Consider the following 18,781-nt stretch of genomic DNA (forward strand, 5'->3'; position numbering starts at 1 on the left):
CTATTCTCCCTGCATAAATTTGGTTGCGAGTGTCATCACAGATTCTTGCGTAGCATCTTTGCTATCAAGGAATCCAGATATACGGCCTTCGCACATAACCATAATTCGATCGGATACGTTCAGTAACTCCGCCATTTCAGATGTAATCATAATGATGCTTTTTCCTTGGTTTGCTAAATCGTTGATTATTTGATAGATTTCAAATTTAGCGCCAACATCAATCCCTCGAGTTGGTTCATCCAGAATTAAGATGTCTGGATTATTTGCAAGCCATCGGGCTAAAATAACTTTCTGTTGATTTCCCCCAGACAAGTTTTCGATTTTAGTACGTTTCGATGCGGTTTTGATTCTGAGTTTTTCAATTGAATCCGTAACCATCGTATTCACACTCTTATCATTAATTATTCCGTATTTAATATGATCATCAATGGATGTAATTGCGATGTTATCTTCAACAGACAAAACCCCAAATATTCCAGTACTGCGGCGATCTTCAGTTACCAGCGCTATTTTATTGGCAATGGCATCATTTGGATGTTTAATAATCGTTTGGGTTCCATTAATTTTGATTAAGCCTTGCTCAATAGGACGGATGCCAAAGATCGCTTCCATCAGCTCAGTCCGTTGTGCCCCAACAAGTCCACCAACTCCCAGTACCTCACCCTGTTGTAGTTCAAAGAAGCATTCTTTGAAGGATAAAGGATCAGTTGATGTAAGGTTTTCAACCCGTAGAATGACATTCTCATGTGGCACATTGGTTTTTTCGGGAAACATGCTTGTCAGTTCACGACCAACCATATTTTTAATGATGGATTGAACACTCATTTCAGAACTGGACCATGTGTTAACATATTGTCCATCACGCATAATGGTAATTTCATCGGAAATACGTAAGATTTCATCCATCTTATGAGAAATATAGATGATCGCAATATTCTTTTTCTTTAAACGATCAATAATACTAAAGAGCATTTCAACTTCTGATGTTGTTAGCGATGATGTGGGCTCATCCATAATGACAATTTTGGCATTGTGCGATATCGCTTTTGCAATCTCAACCGACTGCATCTGCGAAACAGTTAACGTCTCTAAAAGTGCCGTTGGCTTTTTGTCTAAACCAACCTCTTCAAGTAAATCTTTAGTCCAAGCATTGATTTTTTTATGGTCAACTAAGCCAAAACGATTCAATGGATATTTCCCAAGAAATATATTTTCTGCAATCGTCATTTTACGAATCGGTTGAAGTTCTTGATGAATCATTGCTAATCCTGCATCCATGGCCTCTTTAGCATTTTTGAACTCAACTTCTTGGCCATTATAGATAACCGTTCCAGCGTCGCGATGGTAAATCCCGAAGAGACATTTCATCAACGTTGATTTACCGGCTCCGTTTTCACCCATTAAGGCATGCACGGTCCCAGGCTTAAGTGCCAGTTGAACGTTATCTAGAGCTTTAACACCAGGAAATGATTTTGTTAAGTTTGATATTTCGAGTATGTTTGTTTCCATAATTTACCTACCTATTAAAAAAGTGTGCCGAAGCACACTTTAATGTTTCTATCCGCGCTCCGCGTAACGTACTTTAATTTCTGCAATCGTTTCTTTACGTGCATCCACACGTTTCAATTCTGCATCTTCAGGTTTCGTTACACCAACGTAATCATGCCAGTAGTATGCTTCAATATCTTTACCTTGCATTAATTCAACAGCAACATCTGCAGCGGTGTGTGATTGGTTAAAGTGGTCATTGAGGACTGTTCCTGTCAATTGTCCATTTTTCAGCAATTCAAGTGCATCAGGAATTGCATCAACACCGACAATATAGATATCTTCGCCAACTTTACGTCCAGCAGCGTTAATTGCAGTAACCGCACCAACTGCCATACCATCGTTGTTTGCAAAGATTACTTCAAGATCTTTACCAAATTGTTCCAACGCACTCGCTGTGAATTCTTGTCCTTTAGCGGAGTCCCAGTTTGCTTGGTAAGGTTGTGCGAGTAGGTTTACAGTTCCACCTTTTGCCTCATATCCTTTAATTGAATATTCAGTACGTTGCTGTGCATCAACGTTTGCAGGGTCACCCATTAATGTAATATATGAGATTTTACCATCACCGTTGATATCTCCCTTGTTTGGAAGACCTGCAATCATTTCACCTTGAATTGTTCCTGATTGTGTTGCATCAGCGCCAACATAGGTTGTTTTACCTGGCCAAATTTCTAAGTCTTGAGGGGTTGGCTCACGGTTAATTAAGACAACAGGTATTTCTTTAGCTTTGGCTGCATTAATTACAGATGCTGCCGCAGTTGGATCAACTAAGTTAGCAATAATGACATCTTTTCCTTGAGCAATAAAATTATTGATTTGCTCGGTCTGTGTTGACTGGTCTTGTTTACCATCTTGGATGTCTAATTTATAAGTATTACCATCTTTAGCACCCAACTCACCAAAGTATTTTTCTAGCTCTTGGCGGTAGAGTGTCATGAAGTTGTCATCAAATCGATAAATCGCAACACCAACATTATATGTTTTTCCAGAACCTGTAGACCCATCGGTCTTGGCATTGTTTGCACCACACGCTACGAGCAGTACAGACGCAAATAATATGACGAGTACTTTTTTCAATTGCTTCATTCTATTGTCCTCCCTTTGACAAAAGTATATTGCTTGTGTACGTTCATAATATGCAATGTAAGCGCTTTTGTCAACGAAGTTTACTAAACGTTTACCAATTTCGCAGATTCACGTTTAATGAGTTTCGGAACTATTTGGGTTTTACTTGGGGTGTTATGTCCAGTGTTTATTTGGATTAACAGAAGTGATGACGCGATATCTCCCATCAACTTTGTATTTAAGCGAACGGTGGTAAGTGGTGGATTCAAATAGCGTGATGTTGCGATATCATTGCAACCAACAATCGATACCACATCCAATTTTTTTAGTTCGCCCAGCGCGCGAATGGCACCCATCGCAATCGTATCAGATGCACAAAAATATGCAGTCGCTAACCGGTTGGTTTTAGCTGCATCAATAATTGCGTCATATCCTGTACGCGCATTGAATGTTCCAAAATGAATGTGTTCTTTATAATTGGATGGTCCCTTTTGGTCCATCATTTCGATATAATGTTTTTCTCGTTTATCCTGATATGGTGCTTGTTCTGGCCCCATAAACTCTTTCCCGCCGATATATCCAATTGTTGTATGTCCAAGCGACCACAGGTGTTGTAGAGCCAGTTTTGAAGCCATTTCCAAATCTTGGACCACCGAGGTGAATCGTGTTTCGTCTGGATTCGAATCAACAAAGATAAGGTTTGAATTAGCTTGTGATAGCGACTCTACTTGCTCCATCGAGAACTTTCCAAGACAAATTAAGCCATCAAATTGTTGGGTAAAGACATCTTCCATATTATCTTTATAAAATCGATGTACGCGATAGCGTTCTTTAATCCAAAAGCTCTCCACACTTTTCCGCAATGCATAATAGTACGGATCTTCCTCTTCCTCTTCACTCGATATCCATTGAATAATAGCGATCGAATTGTTGATCATGTTTGACTTTGTATTATATTCTAGAGATTGTGCAGCAAGTAAAACTGCTTCTCGTGTTTCTTCTTTTACATTTAGCGTTGGATCATCATTTAAAATTCGTGAAACGGTTGATGTACTTACCTTCGCTAATTTTGCGATATCTTTTAATGTAGCCATAAATTATGCCTCCTGATATCACTATAGTAAATTTTTAGTAAAATATCTAGTTGTTTTTAATGAAACGTTGATAACGTTGGCGTACAATGTAGACATATGCAGCCAATCCCAGTGTTGGAATCAGGACTAGCAGATACAAGCCATTCAAATCTTTCATAAAGAAATAGGCATATAGAAAGATGACTGCAATCAACACAACACCTACGAATCGGTCAACACGATTCACTTTAAGTTGAATCGCATCTTTGCGATCATCATAATTTTGGGGAACTGGCAGTGTTATCGTTTGTGGGCGAGCAAAGAAGTAGTAATAGCCTCCTTGACTCCCCAAATATTCACAACACATCACGAATCCAGCATCAGTATAATCCTGAAGTGACGCAGGTTCTACCGAGAAATGGACCGCATACGTTAATGGGCCTTTATCGGTCGGATCAAACGTATAGCGTTCACCATCAAATGTTTTGAGGATATACCCTTCTTTAGCTTCCAAATAGCGAATTTCATCAGCAACTTGATCCAATCCAAAGTATTTTTTTTCAATCATGAGTACTTCCTCCAATTGCTTTCAGTTTAGTCATAAATGACGCCCTCGTCAAGATAGCAAAAGAAAACCACCTTATGGCGGTTTCTAGTGGTTACATGGGAATTCAATAATAACCTTGAACAGGTCGCCATCAATTTCAATGGTAAATTGTCCTGCTTGAATTTGTGTAAAGCTCTGTGCGATTGCTAGTCCAAGCCCGCTTCCCGTTTCCGTTCGAGACTTATCACCACGGACAAACCGTGCAACAACTTCATCTGGTTTCAAGTTAAGAGGTGATGCAGAGATGTTCTTCATTGAAACGCGTACATTTGATTCATGGACTGATACATCGACATAGAAACGCGTATGCTCCATTCCATATTTCACAACATTTTGAATAATGTTATCGAAAATCCTAAATGTTTTGTCGGCATCCAAATTAACCATTAATGGTTGATCCGCGATTTCCGTTACAACTTGAATATCACGATTTTCGAGTGTATCTTGATGCTCAATAAGTGCTTGTTCAACCAGAGACACGATATCCAGTTCTTGAAATTCCAATCGAATTTCTCCTGAGCTTGCTTTACTGATATCGAACAAATCTTCAATCAGTTTTGTAAGACGTTCGGTATAACTGTTAAGGCGCATTGTGTACTCCAAACGTGTGGCATTATCCAATGTATCGTCCTGCAAGAGTTCACTATAATTACGAATGCCTGTTAGTGGTGTTTTTAGATCATGCGAGACATTTGTAATTAATTCTGTTTTCGTTAACTGTGATTGCATTGCTTCTTTAACGGCGTGATCGAAGCCTTTATTAATGGTTGATAATTCATCCAGAATTGGCCTAAATATCGTTGTTTGCATTGGTTCGACGGTATCGAAATCACCACGTGCAATATGCGCAGCTTGTGCTTGCAGTGCTAAATAATCACGTTTCACACCATTCAACAAACGTATACTGTAATACGCCAAGACGACGCCATAGATGAGTGCAAACACGACTCCTACCGAACCCATACCAATTAGAATTAGAATAATTAGAGTATTAATTGCCACTAAAGCCATAATTCGATTTTTGAATTTTGGTGTAAGAGGCGATGTTAAAATCTCATCCGAATTTTGTTTTAACCGACATAAGATACGACCTGTATAGGATTTTTCTTTTAAGGTTCTAAATATTCCGAATGTTAGAACGCGTTTCACATAAAATAGTAAGAGCGCATATATAGCATAGACAGCCGCCCATGCGAGGTACAGGTGTGATGCAATAAGACCATATGAAATCGCCTTACCCATAGAAAGTGTTAAAAATATGTCATCCATACGATACGCATAGATAGAACCTATTGATAATATGAAAACTGTCGCATAACTCACCAATATTCCCAAGAATATTACCACAAGTTCAAGCTTGAGATTCCACAAATTCTTGAATGGCGAAACTGAACTGGAGATGCTAATTGGGTAAATTAGAAAGAACACCGCCAAAATCATGATGCCAGCAACCAAAATCGTTGCTGCAGTGTTTTGATACATTCGGTAATTGGACGCTATAGTAGTTGCGATTTCGGACTCTTTAAGTTCTGTCTGATTAGCAGATAATGCGAATACATAATCGAATTTATCACTGAATGTATAGGAACCCTGAAATTCTGGATTATCTGGATATCGAACACCTAAACGTTCGTATGGAAACCGTGCCGTATCCATATACGGTTGGAAATCTTCAGGTGCATAGACCGTCAATGACCACTGAAACAAATCCTTATCATCTCTTTTCGCAAAATCAGCCGCATTTGAACCTGCAACCACTTCTTGTGTGTTTTTATCTACCAGCCAAAAACGGATGGCAGGGTCATTCACAAACTGTTTGGATACATCTTCCATACTCTTATAGACAATACGTTCAAAATTGGAATCTTGGCTCGCGGCCTTCACATCATGAAGCACCTCAGTCTGTGTATCATTTGCATGTGAATAGGTCGCCGCTACTATCGTCATTGAATGTGGATAACGACTCATCAACTCATTGGTCGCAATCGGACGGATGGTGGCATTGGGTTGGATTAAGACGTTTGAACCGTATCCCAACGCTCCGATTAAAATTAATAACAATGTTGTAAATAATAGTTTCTTTTTCATAAGTTTACTCGGTATCTTTTTCTATTTTGTAGCCTACACCCCAAACTACTTTGAGATAGCGTGGATTTTTCGGATCAATTTCAATTTTTTCGCGTATCTTGCGGATGTGAACCATGATGGTCTCACTTGAAATTGCGGTTTCTTGCCATACTGCTTCATACAGCGCATCACTTGAAAAAACATGTCCTGGATGCTTTATAAGATGTTCTAAGATTTGGTATTCCTTTGGAGTTAAGTGAACCGACTCTCCATCCACCTCGACATGCTTCAATTCAGGCATGAGTACCAGACCACCAACTTGGTAAAATTTCGGATTTGTCTTACGACTTAGTTGTGCATGTAAATCCAGTGTCTGCTCATACCGACGCAAGTGCGAGCGCACCCGGGCAAGTAACTCTATACTACTGAATGGTTTTGTCATGTAGTCATCGGCCCCAAGATTGAGCCCTTGAACTTTATCAACTTCTTCTGACTTTGCACTTAAGAAGATGATGGGAAAGTTATGCTTCATGCGAACATGCATCGTAAACGTACTACCATCCATTTCTGGCATCATAATATCTACGATTGCTAGATGAATGGTTTCTTTGGTAACGATGTCTAATGCCTCTTTACCATTGCATGCTTGCAGTACCGTGTACCCTTGTTTCTCTAAATTAATTGCGATGGCCTCGCGAATTCCCAAATCATCTTCAACCACCAATAAAGTATGTGTCATTACTGTTGCCTCCATTATAAATATTATAGTTATTATTGATCAGAATGTACAATTGCGCCAAATACAGTAAGCGCTAAGCATAGAACTAAAAATAGTGTATCCATACCATTCCCCTTTCGATTGTTATTATCGCAAAGGATTCTTAGGAATCGGCTATGACAATTCTTAAGATTTTCTTAAGAACGCTTACTTTAGGAGGCAACCAAGGGATTCTATTGATTATTCAAGCTGGATTCAGTACAATTTGACTATAAATGAAGGTAGGTCAATAGTATGGTATTTGAGGATAACGAAAAATTTAATGAATTGGTAAACGTATTGGCATCACTGGATAATGAGACCGATGTCCGCAATTTTCTTATTGATTTATGCACCATCAAAGAATTATTAGATTTTTCGGAACGCTTGTTTGTTGCGAAATTGTTACATGAAAATCAAACCTATGATGCCATCAGCAAACAAACCAAAATGAGTACCGCAACCATCGCACGTGTCAACAAAGCCCTAAACTATGGTACAGGTGGATACCAAAAAGTCCTCAATCCGAAATCAAACAGTTCGAAATAAAACATGGAAAAAACGTCCTTTGCGACGTTTTATTTTGCTTTTTTCACTTTAACACTTTACTGAAATAAAGTGTTAGTGTATGATAGCTGCAAGGAGATACTACTTATGAAAAAACTACTACTGATGATTTCAGTCTTAATAGTCTTATCCGGTTGTGCTAAGACAAAAAGCGATACCCTAACGATTGGTTATACAAATTTTCCACCCTTGGGGTACCGTGATGAATCGGGGCAAGCTGTCGGATTTGATATCGACTTAGCACGTGCTGTAGCGCATGAAATGGAGTTCACTATTGAATTCCAATACATTAACTGGGACACTAAAATTTTAGAATTAAACAGCGGTAATATTGATGCAATTTGGAATGGCTTTAGCATCACACCGTCACGACAAAAAGAAGTGTTATTTACACAACCCTACATTGATAATGCGATCGTTCTCATCACCAACAAAAATAACACGACACTTCAATCTCTTGATGATTTATCTACAGTCGCCATAGGTGTCGAATCAGAAAGCAGTGGTTATCACACGTTAGAGTCTTTGTTTGATATCAATACTTTAAACATTCGCCGGTTCACATCGATTAATGAAGCATTATTGGATTTAAAGGCACAAAGCATTGATGTTGTTGTAACTGATGCTATTTACGCTAACTATGTCATGAACCAAAGTGATGATTACAGGATTGTCGAAGGCATAAAACTCACAGCCGAACAATATGGTATCGGATTACGAATGGACGACACCGAACTTCAGACATCTTTGAATACAGCAATCGAAACATTACGTCAAAATGGGACGTTGCGTGATTTAAGTATAAAGTGGTTTGGCGAGGACCTTAGCCTATGATGGCATACCTTTCAAATTTGCTGCCTATACTTTTGTCCGGCATCCAATTAACACTGATTGTTTATGTCGTAACGCTTTTGCTTTCGATTCCACTTGGCTTTCTTGGTGCATTACTGACACAATCGAAAATTAAGGGTCTAACCCGAATTATCGATGTCTTTACCTGGATAATTCGAGGTACACCTTTATTGCTTCAACTTTATTTTGTGTTTTATGGATTACCCATTCTTTTTCAAATTACCATTCGAGACAAACGTCTTCTCTTCGCTATTTTAACGTTTACGATTAATTATGCGGCTTATTTTATCGAAATTTTTAAAGGCGGCTTCGCAAGTATTGACCCTGGGCAATGGGATGTCTCTTTGATGCTTGAGCTTTCGCGATGGACAACATTAAAATCAGTCATTATTCCGCAAGTATTTGCAAATACAATTTATGTCATCGGAAATGAAGCCATCACACTGGTGAAAGATACCGCACTCCTTGCCACCGTTGCCTTACCTGATTTACTCATGGTATCCAAAGAAGCACTCTCCCGTGATACACGTGTAGATGCTCTTGTCTTCAGTGGTGTGTTCTATTTATTATTTACTTTAATCGTCGTAGTTACGGTAAAATCACTCTCTCAAAAATGGAAGGTCGAGGTCTAAACAATGATTCAAATAAAAAATCTCAGTGTTTCGTATCACCAAAATAAAGTGATCGAAGGGCTAAATCTGACGGTCCAACCAGGGGACTTTGTAGCTTTAGCAGGTCCAAGTGGCGTTGGAAAATCAACACTTTTACGGATTATTGCATCGCTACAGACCCCCACCTCCGGATCCTATACTAATTCTTTTGAACACACAGGTATGATTTTTCAAGATTATCAACTCTTTCCACACTTGAATGTCTGGCAAAACATTATCTTAGCGCCATCACATAAGAAGGACCGAAACATCCAAGAAATTGAAATACAAGCACGTTCATTGATGGATCACTATGCAATTGCTAATCTATCTGATAAATTCCCTCAAACCTTGAGTGGTGGTGAAAAACAACGTGTTGCGATTGTGCGCGCTTTAATGCTTCATCCAACTTTGCTACTCGTTGATGAAGCTACGAGTGCTCTTGATGAGGCTCGTGCTGTATCCTTTATGGATCACTTAAAAGCATTAAATGATACTGGAATTACAATCATTTTTATCTCTCACAATGATGCTTTGATGAAGCAATACGCCAAAAGAATCATTAACCTCACTACAATTTAGGCACAAAAAAAGTTGGCGACTCATAAATTTAGCGCCAACTTTTGAAATGCAATTATGCAGCATCCGATGTTTCTTCAACAGTTTCTTCAACAGCGTCTTCAACTGTTTCTTGAACGGTTTCAGTTGTATCTTTAACGTCCTCTACAAAGTCAGAGATGGCATCATCCGCTTTGTGAATTGCATTCTTGATATTTCCTTTTCCTGTGTCAATCCAACCATCAACTTGCATCATTGGATCATCAAGGTATTCTCCTGCTGTGCGTTTCACTGCACCGGTTATTTCATCTAAATAACCTGCTTGGCGTAGTGTTTCATAAATTGCGACACCCGCAACTGCACCCAAAACTACGTATCCTAATTTTTTCATGATTACCCTCCTTGTGATTTAATCTTAACACTTTTCTCGAACACATGCATAAACTCACCTGTGATAACACAAGATTTTTACGACACTTTCACATTTCATAAATATCGATTTACGAGCTAAAACAAGTATTCTCGACGTGTTTATTAAGATTTAATTAATAATTCTTAATTTGAATACATATACACTTCATATATTTATAACATCTTTATTTCATGACAAAATGGGCTTGGTTCATGACAAATCAACCACAGCATCCGATTGGATTGGTATGATGTCCTTGTTGAAGCAAGCACTTAAATTTATCATTACATTTAGATGCCCCAAACATTTCATGTATTCGCTTGCTTCAGCATTTATAACTCCTAATAATATCTCGGCTATAATATCTATACTTATAGATTTATCTTCGGCTCAATAATATGTTGGAACTTTGCTTACACACTGTTTCAGCACTCAGCTTATTAACACATCGGAGCATACCCCTGTAATCCGAAACCTCAAATTAATTGAAATGAACCCCATATCTACACTACCAATACATTTCACGAGCCTCGAGATATTATTTCCTCATTGTAAGAGTTATCCCCCATAGCCCTTACAAAAAAAAAGTGATACATCCCCCATGTATCACTTTTTTATTGATTAGATAGCTACATTGTGAATGATAAAATTGTAGCTAGCGAAGCCAAACCATTCAATACTTCTATTGTTGGTTTTGCAAGATTTTTCATTGCATTTAATAAACCTTTCTGATCATTTGCTTTTGAGAACGCAATTGCTTTTTCAATTTTCTTTTTTTCTTCAGAATCCGTTATTTGCTCTAATGATAACTCTAAATCATGTGTCACTTGCACATAATCTATATTTATATTGGATATGTCTCCCATACTGCCAATACTTGATTCCGTGATGATAGTACCGTGGTTAGATTTATCATCACCGCCCACATTCGATACGACGCTATCCTTAACTGTTGAGTTTATTGTTGAACCTTTAATGTCACGATACTCTGTTACATCTCCCGCTGCAATATTCGAATTCGTTATTGTTGCATTAGTAAAGTCGAATTCTACTTTTTGAACTGACCTACCCCCTTCTTCAATAATTTTTTTCACTGTATTATAGCTTTTTTCCAGGAAATTTAAATCTTGAGATTCAAATGCTACTATATCACCTGAGGCAAGCTGGAAATTTAAGGACGAGAATGACCTCATATAAGCATAGTATCCAGCAATCATACTGGATACTACCATTAGCATGAATCCAGCAACACTAAAAGGTGTTGGCATTTTTACCAATGCGATTCCTAAAATCACCCCTAAAATAATTCGGAAGTATGGGATGGAAATATCTAGTTTACCGCAAGCTATCCGGGTTATATTACGAATTTGAATCAGATGATTGTTGTACTCAATTACACCTTCGTTAATTAAAAATTTAGACTGTTTTAGTCGTTTTATGTTTGATTTCATAATCTTCTCCTTTGATGTGTTCTACAAGTCTACGGTATTCGCCATCAACCTTATCATTGGTAAATGAATAAAAACTCCTTGTTGCACAAGTCGTTTCAATCATAATAACCACAAGGGTCCTTTCTCTAATCGTCTTAAATAATCCGATTATACCCAGCAATAATGCGCCATACGCAATCATATTGCCTCTTTGCATAAACACAAGCGCTATGAGCATAACTAGGATGCTTTCAAATATTTCTGACCATACCAAACCACGTCTTGTCATTGATGTACATGTTATTGTTTTGCTATGAATTAGCTGACCCTGAACTGATAAACATGAACTGTCGTACGAGAAAATTGGATTATAGTTCTGTTGTTGCTTTGATTCGAGTCTGTTAAGTCCCTCAACAATTTTCATCTTCAACCATCTAAAGCTCCTGATTGCTTGTTCTTTCGCCTTTTTCCACAACGCTTTAGATTCTTCCGGATATTTGCGAATTACTAACCATATTGCGACAGTTAGACCAATTAGTGATATTCCGGCAACAACAATCAAAGCGAGTGCTACAACCTTAAATGATTTATAGGAAGATGTAAGTGTAATTGAGTTGAAATTATCATTAGAGTTTTTCTCATTTTTAGAATTTTCTAACCCGCGCTCAACACCTTCATAATTGGCCTCAGTTTTAATTGGCATCGTACCTTCTAAATTAAATAACGAATCAGAGTTCAACTTTATAATGGTAGATTGGTAATGTTCGTCAAAAAAGAACGATGATTCGAAATTACTTTTATGATCAACTGTCATAAATGATGATCCATATACAGACATTACTTCCGACATCATCTCTGGATTTAACAAATCAACATCTTCTATGTAAATTGAGTGGTTTTCCCCATTGCTTTGATGTTGGAATGTAACCAATTTTAGTTTGTCCTTAAGAAATCCATTCAGATTTTCATCGAAATCAGTGTATTGATCAGTAGTTTTAAATGCCAAACTCAAATCGACTCGATTATCCCTTTTGGCAGTCACTTCAAAAACTACAGCGTCGATGTTCTGAACTTGATCAATATCGATTCGAGTATCAAACGATTGTTTATTACTTCCCGAGATAGAATAAGAGGTGGAAGATGACGAAATCAAGGATGACTCTGTAGTATTGATTAACTTTCCTGATTTAACGACGCCATCTTTTAACCAAGACATAAATACATCCGGATTATCTTTAAATTTTATATTAAAATACGAATGAAAAGGATGTTTATTTGAATATGGTTCTACAACTGCTTCATTTTGCGATTTCTTATTGCTTAACGCTTCGTATGTACTGATGTATTCTGCATAAGTCGAATACTTTACGGTAAATTTATAAATATCCTTACTCGTTTCATCTACCTGTGCAAACGTGTAGTTTAAAGGCATTTCTGATGAAATAATAGATAACAATGACTCTTTCCCACCTGTTAAATATTTGTAGTCATCATGTGCCACTTCCACTTCAACAGCGAGTACAATTTCTTTTGATTCTGGCTCCACTGTAACTTTATATTTGGTTACCGCACCACATCCAACCAGAATCACAATCATACATAAAAAAAGTAAGGACTTTCTTACTTTCATTCTCAATTTATACACCCCCAAAATGTATTAGTAATTGCATTGTAGCAAATTAATGTGAATCTATACACTAACTTATCCTCTAAACATGTATTTATATAAGAATTGACAATTAAATTAGATGATGTGTACATTTTATGTGATATACTCTTCTATTTTTAAAATTCTAAAGTTATACTTCTTTACTCAAGTTTGGAAGCAAACGTATACATCGTTAGAAAGCCAGACACCTTTGCATTTGTCTGGCTTTTAGTTTTTAATTTTCTGATTTACGTTTTAATAACATATTGATCGCTAGTAACGACCCACCAATGATACTCGTTGCAACGGCGAAATTCATCAATGTATTTGATGCTCCTGTTGCTGGAAGCACTTCTTTTGGTTTCGTTGGAGTCACTGGACCAATTGGGGTGACTTTTTGCCATTTCGCATAGACTGTAGTATCCGCAGTCAGGTGCGTTCCAAAGTCAAACTTAGTTGTAAATTGCGCACTTGTATACCAACCGTCAAATGTATATCCTTCACGTGTTGGATTCGCTGGTACTAATGCAGTTGTATTTTCTAAAACTGTTTGTGGTGAAACTTTGCTTCCTTCACCCGTTTCAAATGACAATGTGTAGGAAACTGCTTGTTTGTTCCATTTCGCATATAGCGTCGTATTTTGATTCATTTTTTGATCAAAATCAAAACGATTGGTGAATGCCATATCGGTATACCATCCATCGAAAGTGTATCCCAGACGTGTTGGTTCTGTTGGAATTGTCACCACGCCATCTTCAACTATTTTTTGACTTGATACAGTTGAACCGCCATTAACCTCAAACGTTACATCAAATAGTTGTGATAAACTGACTACAACCGTTTGTGGACCTTGTTTAACAGTGTATTTCAAGGAAGCCAAATCCCCGTTGAATACATATCCTGTTAGGGTCGGAATCTCGATTGATATCTCTGAATTGTAAACCGCTTTTAATGTTTCCGATTTAAGAAGTTCATTTCGTGAATTTCTAAATTCGATTGTAATGTCTTCAATTTTCTCAACACGACTTTCGTCGAGTGTTTGCATCATACGCTTGGTCCATGCAAAATCTGTTTCGCTGATTGTATTTTCTCGGTAGTCTTTACCATCACGATCAACTGCGTAGACAAACATACCACCTTTTTCGCCATTTTTAGGTTGCCATTTTGCATATTGATATGCACGGCTTGCTAGATATTTTTCTTCGCTAAACTTACCCAGAGCATCATTCCAATTGGTATTATCTTGTTCTTCGTAAAACGAAACTCCAAAGAGAACACGCGTCGAACTAATGTCAGACTGGTAGGTTTCCCATGTACGATCTAGACTTTGAGGATTACGACCATATGCTTGAATGAACAAATAAGAAATATGCGGTGCAATCTCTCTAAAAAGGTCATGGTTATCTTTATTTGTATCATAAATCAAAAGTTTATCACTGCCTTCTTTAATTTGAAGGATATCTGAGAGTTGGATAAAGACGTTGGATATAACCGCAACCTCTTCGCTGTTAAGATTTGTTTCCATATCAACATCAAGCCCATCAAGATTCCATGGTGTCATATAGGTATCGATTAACGATTGGGCAAATGCATGATAATCTGCATCAGTTAAGGTTGTACTGTCTTTTCCCGTTGTCGTCTTGATTTTCAGTAATTCTTTATAATCTAATGTACGGACGACACGCTGACCTCGCTCATGTAGTGTTGGTACATATTCATTCTTTAATGTTTCCCAAAAAAGGTCTTGGTCTGTTCCTGGATTAACGTAGTGAAAGACCGATACGATATCAATTTCTGCAGGCAAGTCTGTCATTTTGATGACATTTGCGTCTGGTAAGTTAGAGTTAGAGTCGTGTGGCATTGCAGCATCACGCCATGTTCGATAGTAAGCCATCATGATCGGTTCGTCGTAATTCATTTCTGGACCCACCCCACGGGTTTGTGCATGTATTGGAATTAAACTCCCCATCCCCATCAGTACAATAAACATAATCAATGAAAATTTTTTTACTAGTTTTTTCATAACTACCTCCTATTGTTTATCATAATCGTACACCCCTCCCTGAACACTGTAAACGGTTTCAGGTAAAGTGCTATAGAAAGTAGAGAAGACCTATAATTTGAAGACACTTGCTTATCGGTACTCACATCGAAGGTACATTTAGTAAGTAAAGCAAAAACACCCTAACTCATTGTGCCTTAAATCTGAGTAGGGTGTTTTTGCAATAACTCTTGTTGCTTAGTTTAAGCGTTGATGTCCATCCAAGATGGTTCGAGCATATTACCATCAGGATCTTGAACTTCTAATCCAAACATGACTGATTCCGGAATGCCCATATCAACTTGATATACCGTTCCACCATTGGTTTCTGCTAACTTACCGAATTCTTTGACCGCATTGGCACTTTCAAGGCTAAAAGCAATGAGGGCACCGCTATGAGTTTGGGTATTCGCTATCGCACGCGAACCAATAAATTTGCTATAGAATTCATGCGTCAAAAGCATGATCCAAAAATTATCATCCCACATCATTGCGGCAGATTGATCATTTGAAAATTCCAAATTTTGCTTAAAACCAAGGGATGTATAAAAGTGTATAGAACGGTCCAGTTGTGTTACGGGAAAATTAACAAATACCATTGTTGGCATAATAGGCCTCCTTTTTTCTTATTATAATCCTAAGATAAAAAGGCGTCATCTCTCATGCTTTGATTTAAACCAGATAAGAATCGCTACACCACATAATGCAAGACCACTTATCATCAAAACAAGTCCTATTGGATTGTTTGCAACGCCAGTAGATGGTAACGCATCTTCTGATTCGTGCGGACTCTCTGGTTTAGGGGGTTCGGATGGATTCACAGGGTCAGTTGGATCGATTGGAAGTACGTCCGCTTTCCACTGTGCACGATACGTTACGTTCCCTTGTACGGTTTCTGTTTGCACTGGATCCCATCCAATAAATGTGTAACCTTCGCGGATGGGTGTACCGACAAACTGTGGCATAGGATCACCCATTGCTGCCTTGAATTGCTGACGCTCAAATATTGATGCGTCAGCACTACCATCTTCATAAATAATGGTATAAACAGTGATTGGTTCTTCTTTCGCAATCCATTGGGCATAAAGGTGAACATCAGAAATCGCTGGGGTCGTAAAATTGTAACGTTGCGTTAAGGCTTCGTCACGATACCACCCTTCGAACATATACCCTGATAAGGTTGGGTTTACGGGTTCCTTGAACACATCCATATAAGAAACGGTTTCTTCATTAACTGGCGTTCCACCATTTGCTTCATATGAAATCGTGTACTTATTAATTGCCCATTGAGCTGTATAGACTTGGTCTTGCGTAACTGTATCTTCTGGAAGTGGGGACCATCCTGTAAAGGTATAGCCCTCACGTTCAAATGTTCCTTGATAGGCAGGTGTTGTGGTCCCGGCATCGACTGTATAGCTTTGATCTTCAAATATCTCCGCTTCAGCAACTCCGTCGGTATACGTAACTGTATACGATTCAATAGGCACAACTTCATCCCAGACCGCATACAAGGTTACCCCTTGTTGGGGATAGATAATTTCATTAAACGGATCATATATCACATCCGCTTCCGTGGCATTCTCATCAGTTGACCAACCTCTAAAGGTATAGCCTTCACGACTAAGGTTCACAGATTCATCATCAATGATTGATCCCAATTTATGAATGAACCCTAGTTTATAATAGCTTGATACGACAGATGAATCATTTGCCTCATAGTACGTTGTACCATCAAAGGAATCCATCGCCATTAATCCAAAAGCTCCGCCATTCGCATCGTATTTAATCCATGATGCTTGAACCGCACCATGTGCTTTATACCGATTATTAAGACGTTGATCGTTTAATAAGAGTTCACCTTTACCGGTATACGTATTATCCGCCATTCCTTCTGGTTTATACGGCACTGTAGGAACTGCACTACGCTCTACTCCTGCAGTTATTTCTGTTTGGTTTAGTACAAGTAAACTCCCGTTAATACCCAAAATGTCTTGAAGGAGTTGGGTTGAGTCTACTCCTTTATCCACATTTATAATGTTATCAGTGCCTTTTTGAGTAGTTTGATTGTTTGAAATATCTTTGTAATTACTAGAATGATTTAAAACTCCATCATTATTGTAGACTCTATTACCAAGGAATAAACTATTGTTTCTTGAAACGGTTGCTGTCGCAAATGTCCCCGCACCACTTAAGCCAATTGCACCACCACGTTGTTCAAGTGACGAGTTTTCGTCTCCCCCTTGATTACCAACAAACGTTGACGCATGAATCGTATTCGTCATTCGAGATGAACCACCATTTTTAAAATACTGGATCGCTCCACCACTATAACCAGCACCATCTAATCCATATGCTTTGTTTTCGTAGAACGTACTGTTGGAAATTGTTGTTGTCAGACCAGGATTACCTGTTCCTTGAAACATGATTGCACCACCATCATCATAGGCGATATTATAGGCAAACGTAGAATTCGAGATCGTAAACTCAGCGCCATCACGGCCATCAAAAACATAAATAGCACCACCGTCAAATGTCTTCTGAGGGGTTATACCATTTCCATTTGTTTCATTACCAATAAAATATGACTGATCAATTGAGACATTACCTGTTAGGTAGTGTAACGACATTGCCCCGCCACCACCGCCAAACACTCCTGTAAAGGCAGCTTTGTTAATGTTGTTGCGGAATATTGTATTTTGAATTTGAAGGTTTGCATTGTATCCTTTTGAAGCAATCGCTCCTGCTTCATATCCACCTGCAGTTCCTGAGTTATTCTCAATCGTCGAATATGAAATCAAGACATTGGAGTTTGTTCCTAAGTACATCGCAGGTCCACTTCCGGCAGTATTATTAAATATATGGGTATCCACAATTTCTGTCTTTGCATCTGCTTGGGTGTCTATGTTTAATGCACCTTGTGTTGCATTTTGAAGGGTTAATCCTTGAAGTGTTAACGTTCCACTGGTTAACTTATTTGTAATAAGTCGGTTAGGAATTGCGCTCCCCTCCATATCTAGGTCAGTAATTGTTAGTGAGCCATTCCCACTTATAGTAATACCTCCCGTATCCCATACGACGTGATTACCATCGATTGTTACTGTTTTACCATTAAGAACGATATCTACATCACTTGAAACGAATGCAGTATCAAGTTGCAATATCGTGCCATCGTCTGCATTTGCAATTGCTTCTTTCAAAGCATCCACAGTCTGAATTGTACTTTTCTCATTCGCATGAATTGGTGTTAATCCAAATACCAATAAGAATGACATAACAACAGCAATAAATGTATTTCGTTTGACGTTTTTCATCATAATCTCCTTTCAATGTTCTTTATGAATCTACCTAAATTATAAAATGTAGCAAAGAATGAGATCTCGTCAGTGTTACAGAAGAATGAAACAGTGTACCAGAGAATTAAAATATGGATGTTTTATTAAAATACATAGAATGGCGTTCCATAAATTCAGCTGCATATTTCGTATTTATTTATATGATAAAAAAAA

At 38.1% G+C, this 18,781-nt stretch carries 16 protein-coding genes; 4 read left to right on the forward strand and 12 right to left on the reverse strand.

Annotation, left to right across the window (positions count from 1 at the left end; genetic code table 11):
- From G7061_RS09115 to G7061_RS09140, 6 genes are all read right to left on the reverse strand, one after another.
- Complete coding sequence (locus tag G7061_RS09115; RefSeq protein WP_159639232.1) at positions 1 to 1,509, reverse strand: sugar ABC transporter ATP-binding protein; 1,509 nt, start codon at positions 1,507 to 1,509, stop codon at positions 1 to 3.
- Positions 1,510 to 1,557: 48 nt separating this feature from the next.
- The gene (locus tag G7061_RS09120) at positions 1,558 to 2,634 is read right to left on the reverse strand and encodes a galactose ABC transporter substrate-binding protein (RefSeq protein WP_166120757.1); all 1,077 of its coding nucleotides are present in this window, start codon (positions 2,632 to 2,634) and stop codon (positions 1,558 to 1,560) included.
- A gap of 83 nt (positions 2,635 to 2,717) precedes the next feature.
- Complete coding sequence (locus tag G7061_RS09125) at positions 2,718 to 3,707, reverse strand: LacI family DNA-binding transcriptional regulator (RefSeq protein WP_159639234.1); 990 nt, start codon at positions 3,705 to 3,707, stop codon at positions 2,718 to 2,720.
- A 46-nt stretch (positions 3,708 to 3,753) separates the two neighbouring features.
- Entirely contained in the window at positions 3,754 to 4,254 is a 501-nt protein-coding gene (locus G7061_RS09130; RefSeq protein ID WP_166120759.1) for a DUF2812 domain-containing protein, read from the reverse strand.
- An 84-nt stretch (positions 4,255 to 4,338) separates the two neighbouring features.
- Positions 4,339 to 6,381, reverse strand: coding sequence for a HAMP domain-containing sensor histidine kinase (locus tag G7061_RS09135; RefSeq protein ID WP_159639236.1), 2,043 nt, complete (start codon positions 6,379 to 6,381; stop codon positions 4,339 to 4,341).
- 4 nt (positions 6,382 to 6,385) lie between these two features.
- Entirely contained in the window at positions 6,386 to 7,099 is a 714-nt protein-coding gene (locus tag G7061_RS09140; RefSeq protein WP_159644705.1) for a response regulator transcription factor, read from the reverse strand.
- A gap of 273 nt (positions 7,100 to 7,372) precedes the next feature.
- Here G7061_RS09140 and G7061_RS09145 point away from each other — a divergent pair, with 273 nt between their 5' ends.
- The 4 genes from G7061_RS09145 to G7061_RS09160 all read left to right on the forward strand — a co-directional run bounded on the left by G7061_RS09145 (position 7,373) and on the right by G7061_RS09160 (position 9,768).
- Positions 7,373 to 7,666, forward strand: coding sequence for a YerC/YecD family TrpR-related protein (locus tag G7061_RS09145; RefSeq protein WP_159633727.1), 294 nt, complete (start codon positions 7,373 to 7,375; stop codon positions 7,664 to 7,666).
- 105 nt (positions 7,667 to 7,771) lie between these two features.
- Positions 7,772 to 8,518: an amino acid ABC transporter substrate-binding protein gene (locus tag G7061_RS09150; protein ID WP_166120762.1), complete on the forward strand. Its 747-nt coding sequence runs from the start codon at positions 7,772 to 7,774 to the stop codon at positions 8,516 to 8,518.
- Entirely contained in the window at positions 8,515 to 9,168 is a 654-nt protein-coding gene (locus G7061_RS09155; RefSeq protein ID WP_166120764.1) for an amino acid ABC transporter permease, read from the forward strand. The genes G7061_RS09150 and G7061_RS09155 overlap by 4 nt, the downstream gene beginning before the upstream one ends.
- Before the next feature lie 3 nt (positions 9,169 to 9,171).
- Positions 9,172 to 9,768 (forward strand): ABC transporter ATP-binding protein, encoded by a 597-nt coding sequence (locus G7061_RS09160; protein ID WP_166120766.1) that lies wholly within the window; start codon positions 9,172 to 9,174, stop codon positions 9,766 to 9,768.
- A gap of 52 nt (positions 9,769 to 9,820) precedes the next feature.
- On the opposite strand, the gene G7061_RS09165 is transcribed toward G7061_RS09160, so the two are convergent.
- The 6 genes from G7061_RS09165 to G7061_RS09190 all read right to left on the reverse strand — a co-directional run bounded on the left by G7061_RS09165 (position 9,821) and on the right by G7061_RS09190 (position 18,586).
- Positions 9,821 to 10,135, reverse strand: a complete 315-nt coding sequence (locus G7061_RS09165) for a hypothetical protein (protein ID WP_159639242.1) — start codon at positions 10,133 to 10,135, stop codon at positions 9,821 to 9,823.
- Positions 10,136 to 10,785: 650 nt separating this feature from the next.
- Complete coding sequence (locus G7061_RS09170; protein WP_159644718.1) at positions 10,786 to 11,607, reverse strand: hypothetical protein; 822 nt, start codon at positions 11,605 to 11,607, stop codon at positions 10,786 to 10,788.
- A complete protein-coding gene (locus G7061_RS09175) occupies positions 11,573 to 13,216 on the reverse strand; it encodes a hypothetical protein (RefSeq protein WP_166120770.1) in 1,644 nt (547 codons plus the stop codon). The genes G7061_RS09170 and G7061_RS09175 overlap by 35 nt, the downstream gene beginning before the upstream one ends.
- 253 nt (positions 13,217 to 13,469) lie before the next feature.
- A complete protein-coding gene (locus tag G7061_RS09180; protein ID WP_166120773.1) occupies positions 13,470 to 15,257 on the reverse strand; it encodes an InlB B-repeat-containing protein in 1,788 nt (595 codons plus the stop codon).
- Positions 15,258 to 15,478: 221 nt separating this feature from the next.
- Positions 15,479 to 15,883 carry a VOC family protein gene (locus tag G7061_RS09185; protein ID WP_159639244.1) on the reverse strand — a complete coding sequence of 135 codons (405 nt, stop codon included), beginning with the start codon at positions 15,881 to 15,883 and terminating at the stop codon, positions 15,479 to 15,481.
- Positions 15,884 to 15,928: 45 nt separating this feature from the next.
- The gene (locus tag G7061_RS09190) at positions 15,929 to 18,586 is read right to left on the reverse strand and encodes an InlB B-repeat-containing protein (RefSeq protein ID WP_166120777.1); all 2,658 of its coding nucleotides are present in this window, start codon (positions 18,584 to 18,586) and stop codon (positions 15,929 to 15,931) included.
- Positions 18,587 to 18,781 lie beyond the last annotated feature (195 nt).

This window comes from Erysipelothrix sp. HDW6B, assembly GCF_011301115.1.
GTDB classification, from domain to species: domain Bacteria; phylum Bacillota_I; class Bacilli_A; order Erysipelotrichales; family Erysipelotrichaceae; genus Erysipelothrix; species Erysipelothrix anatis.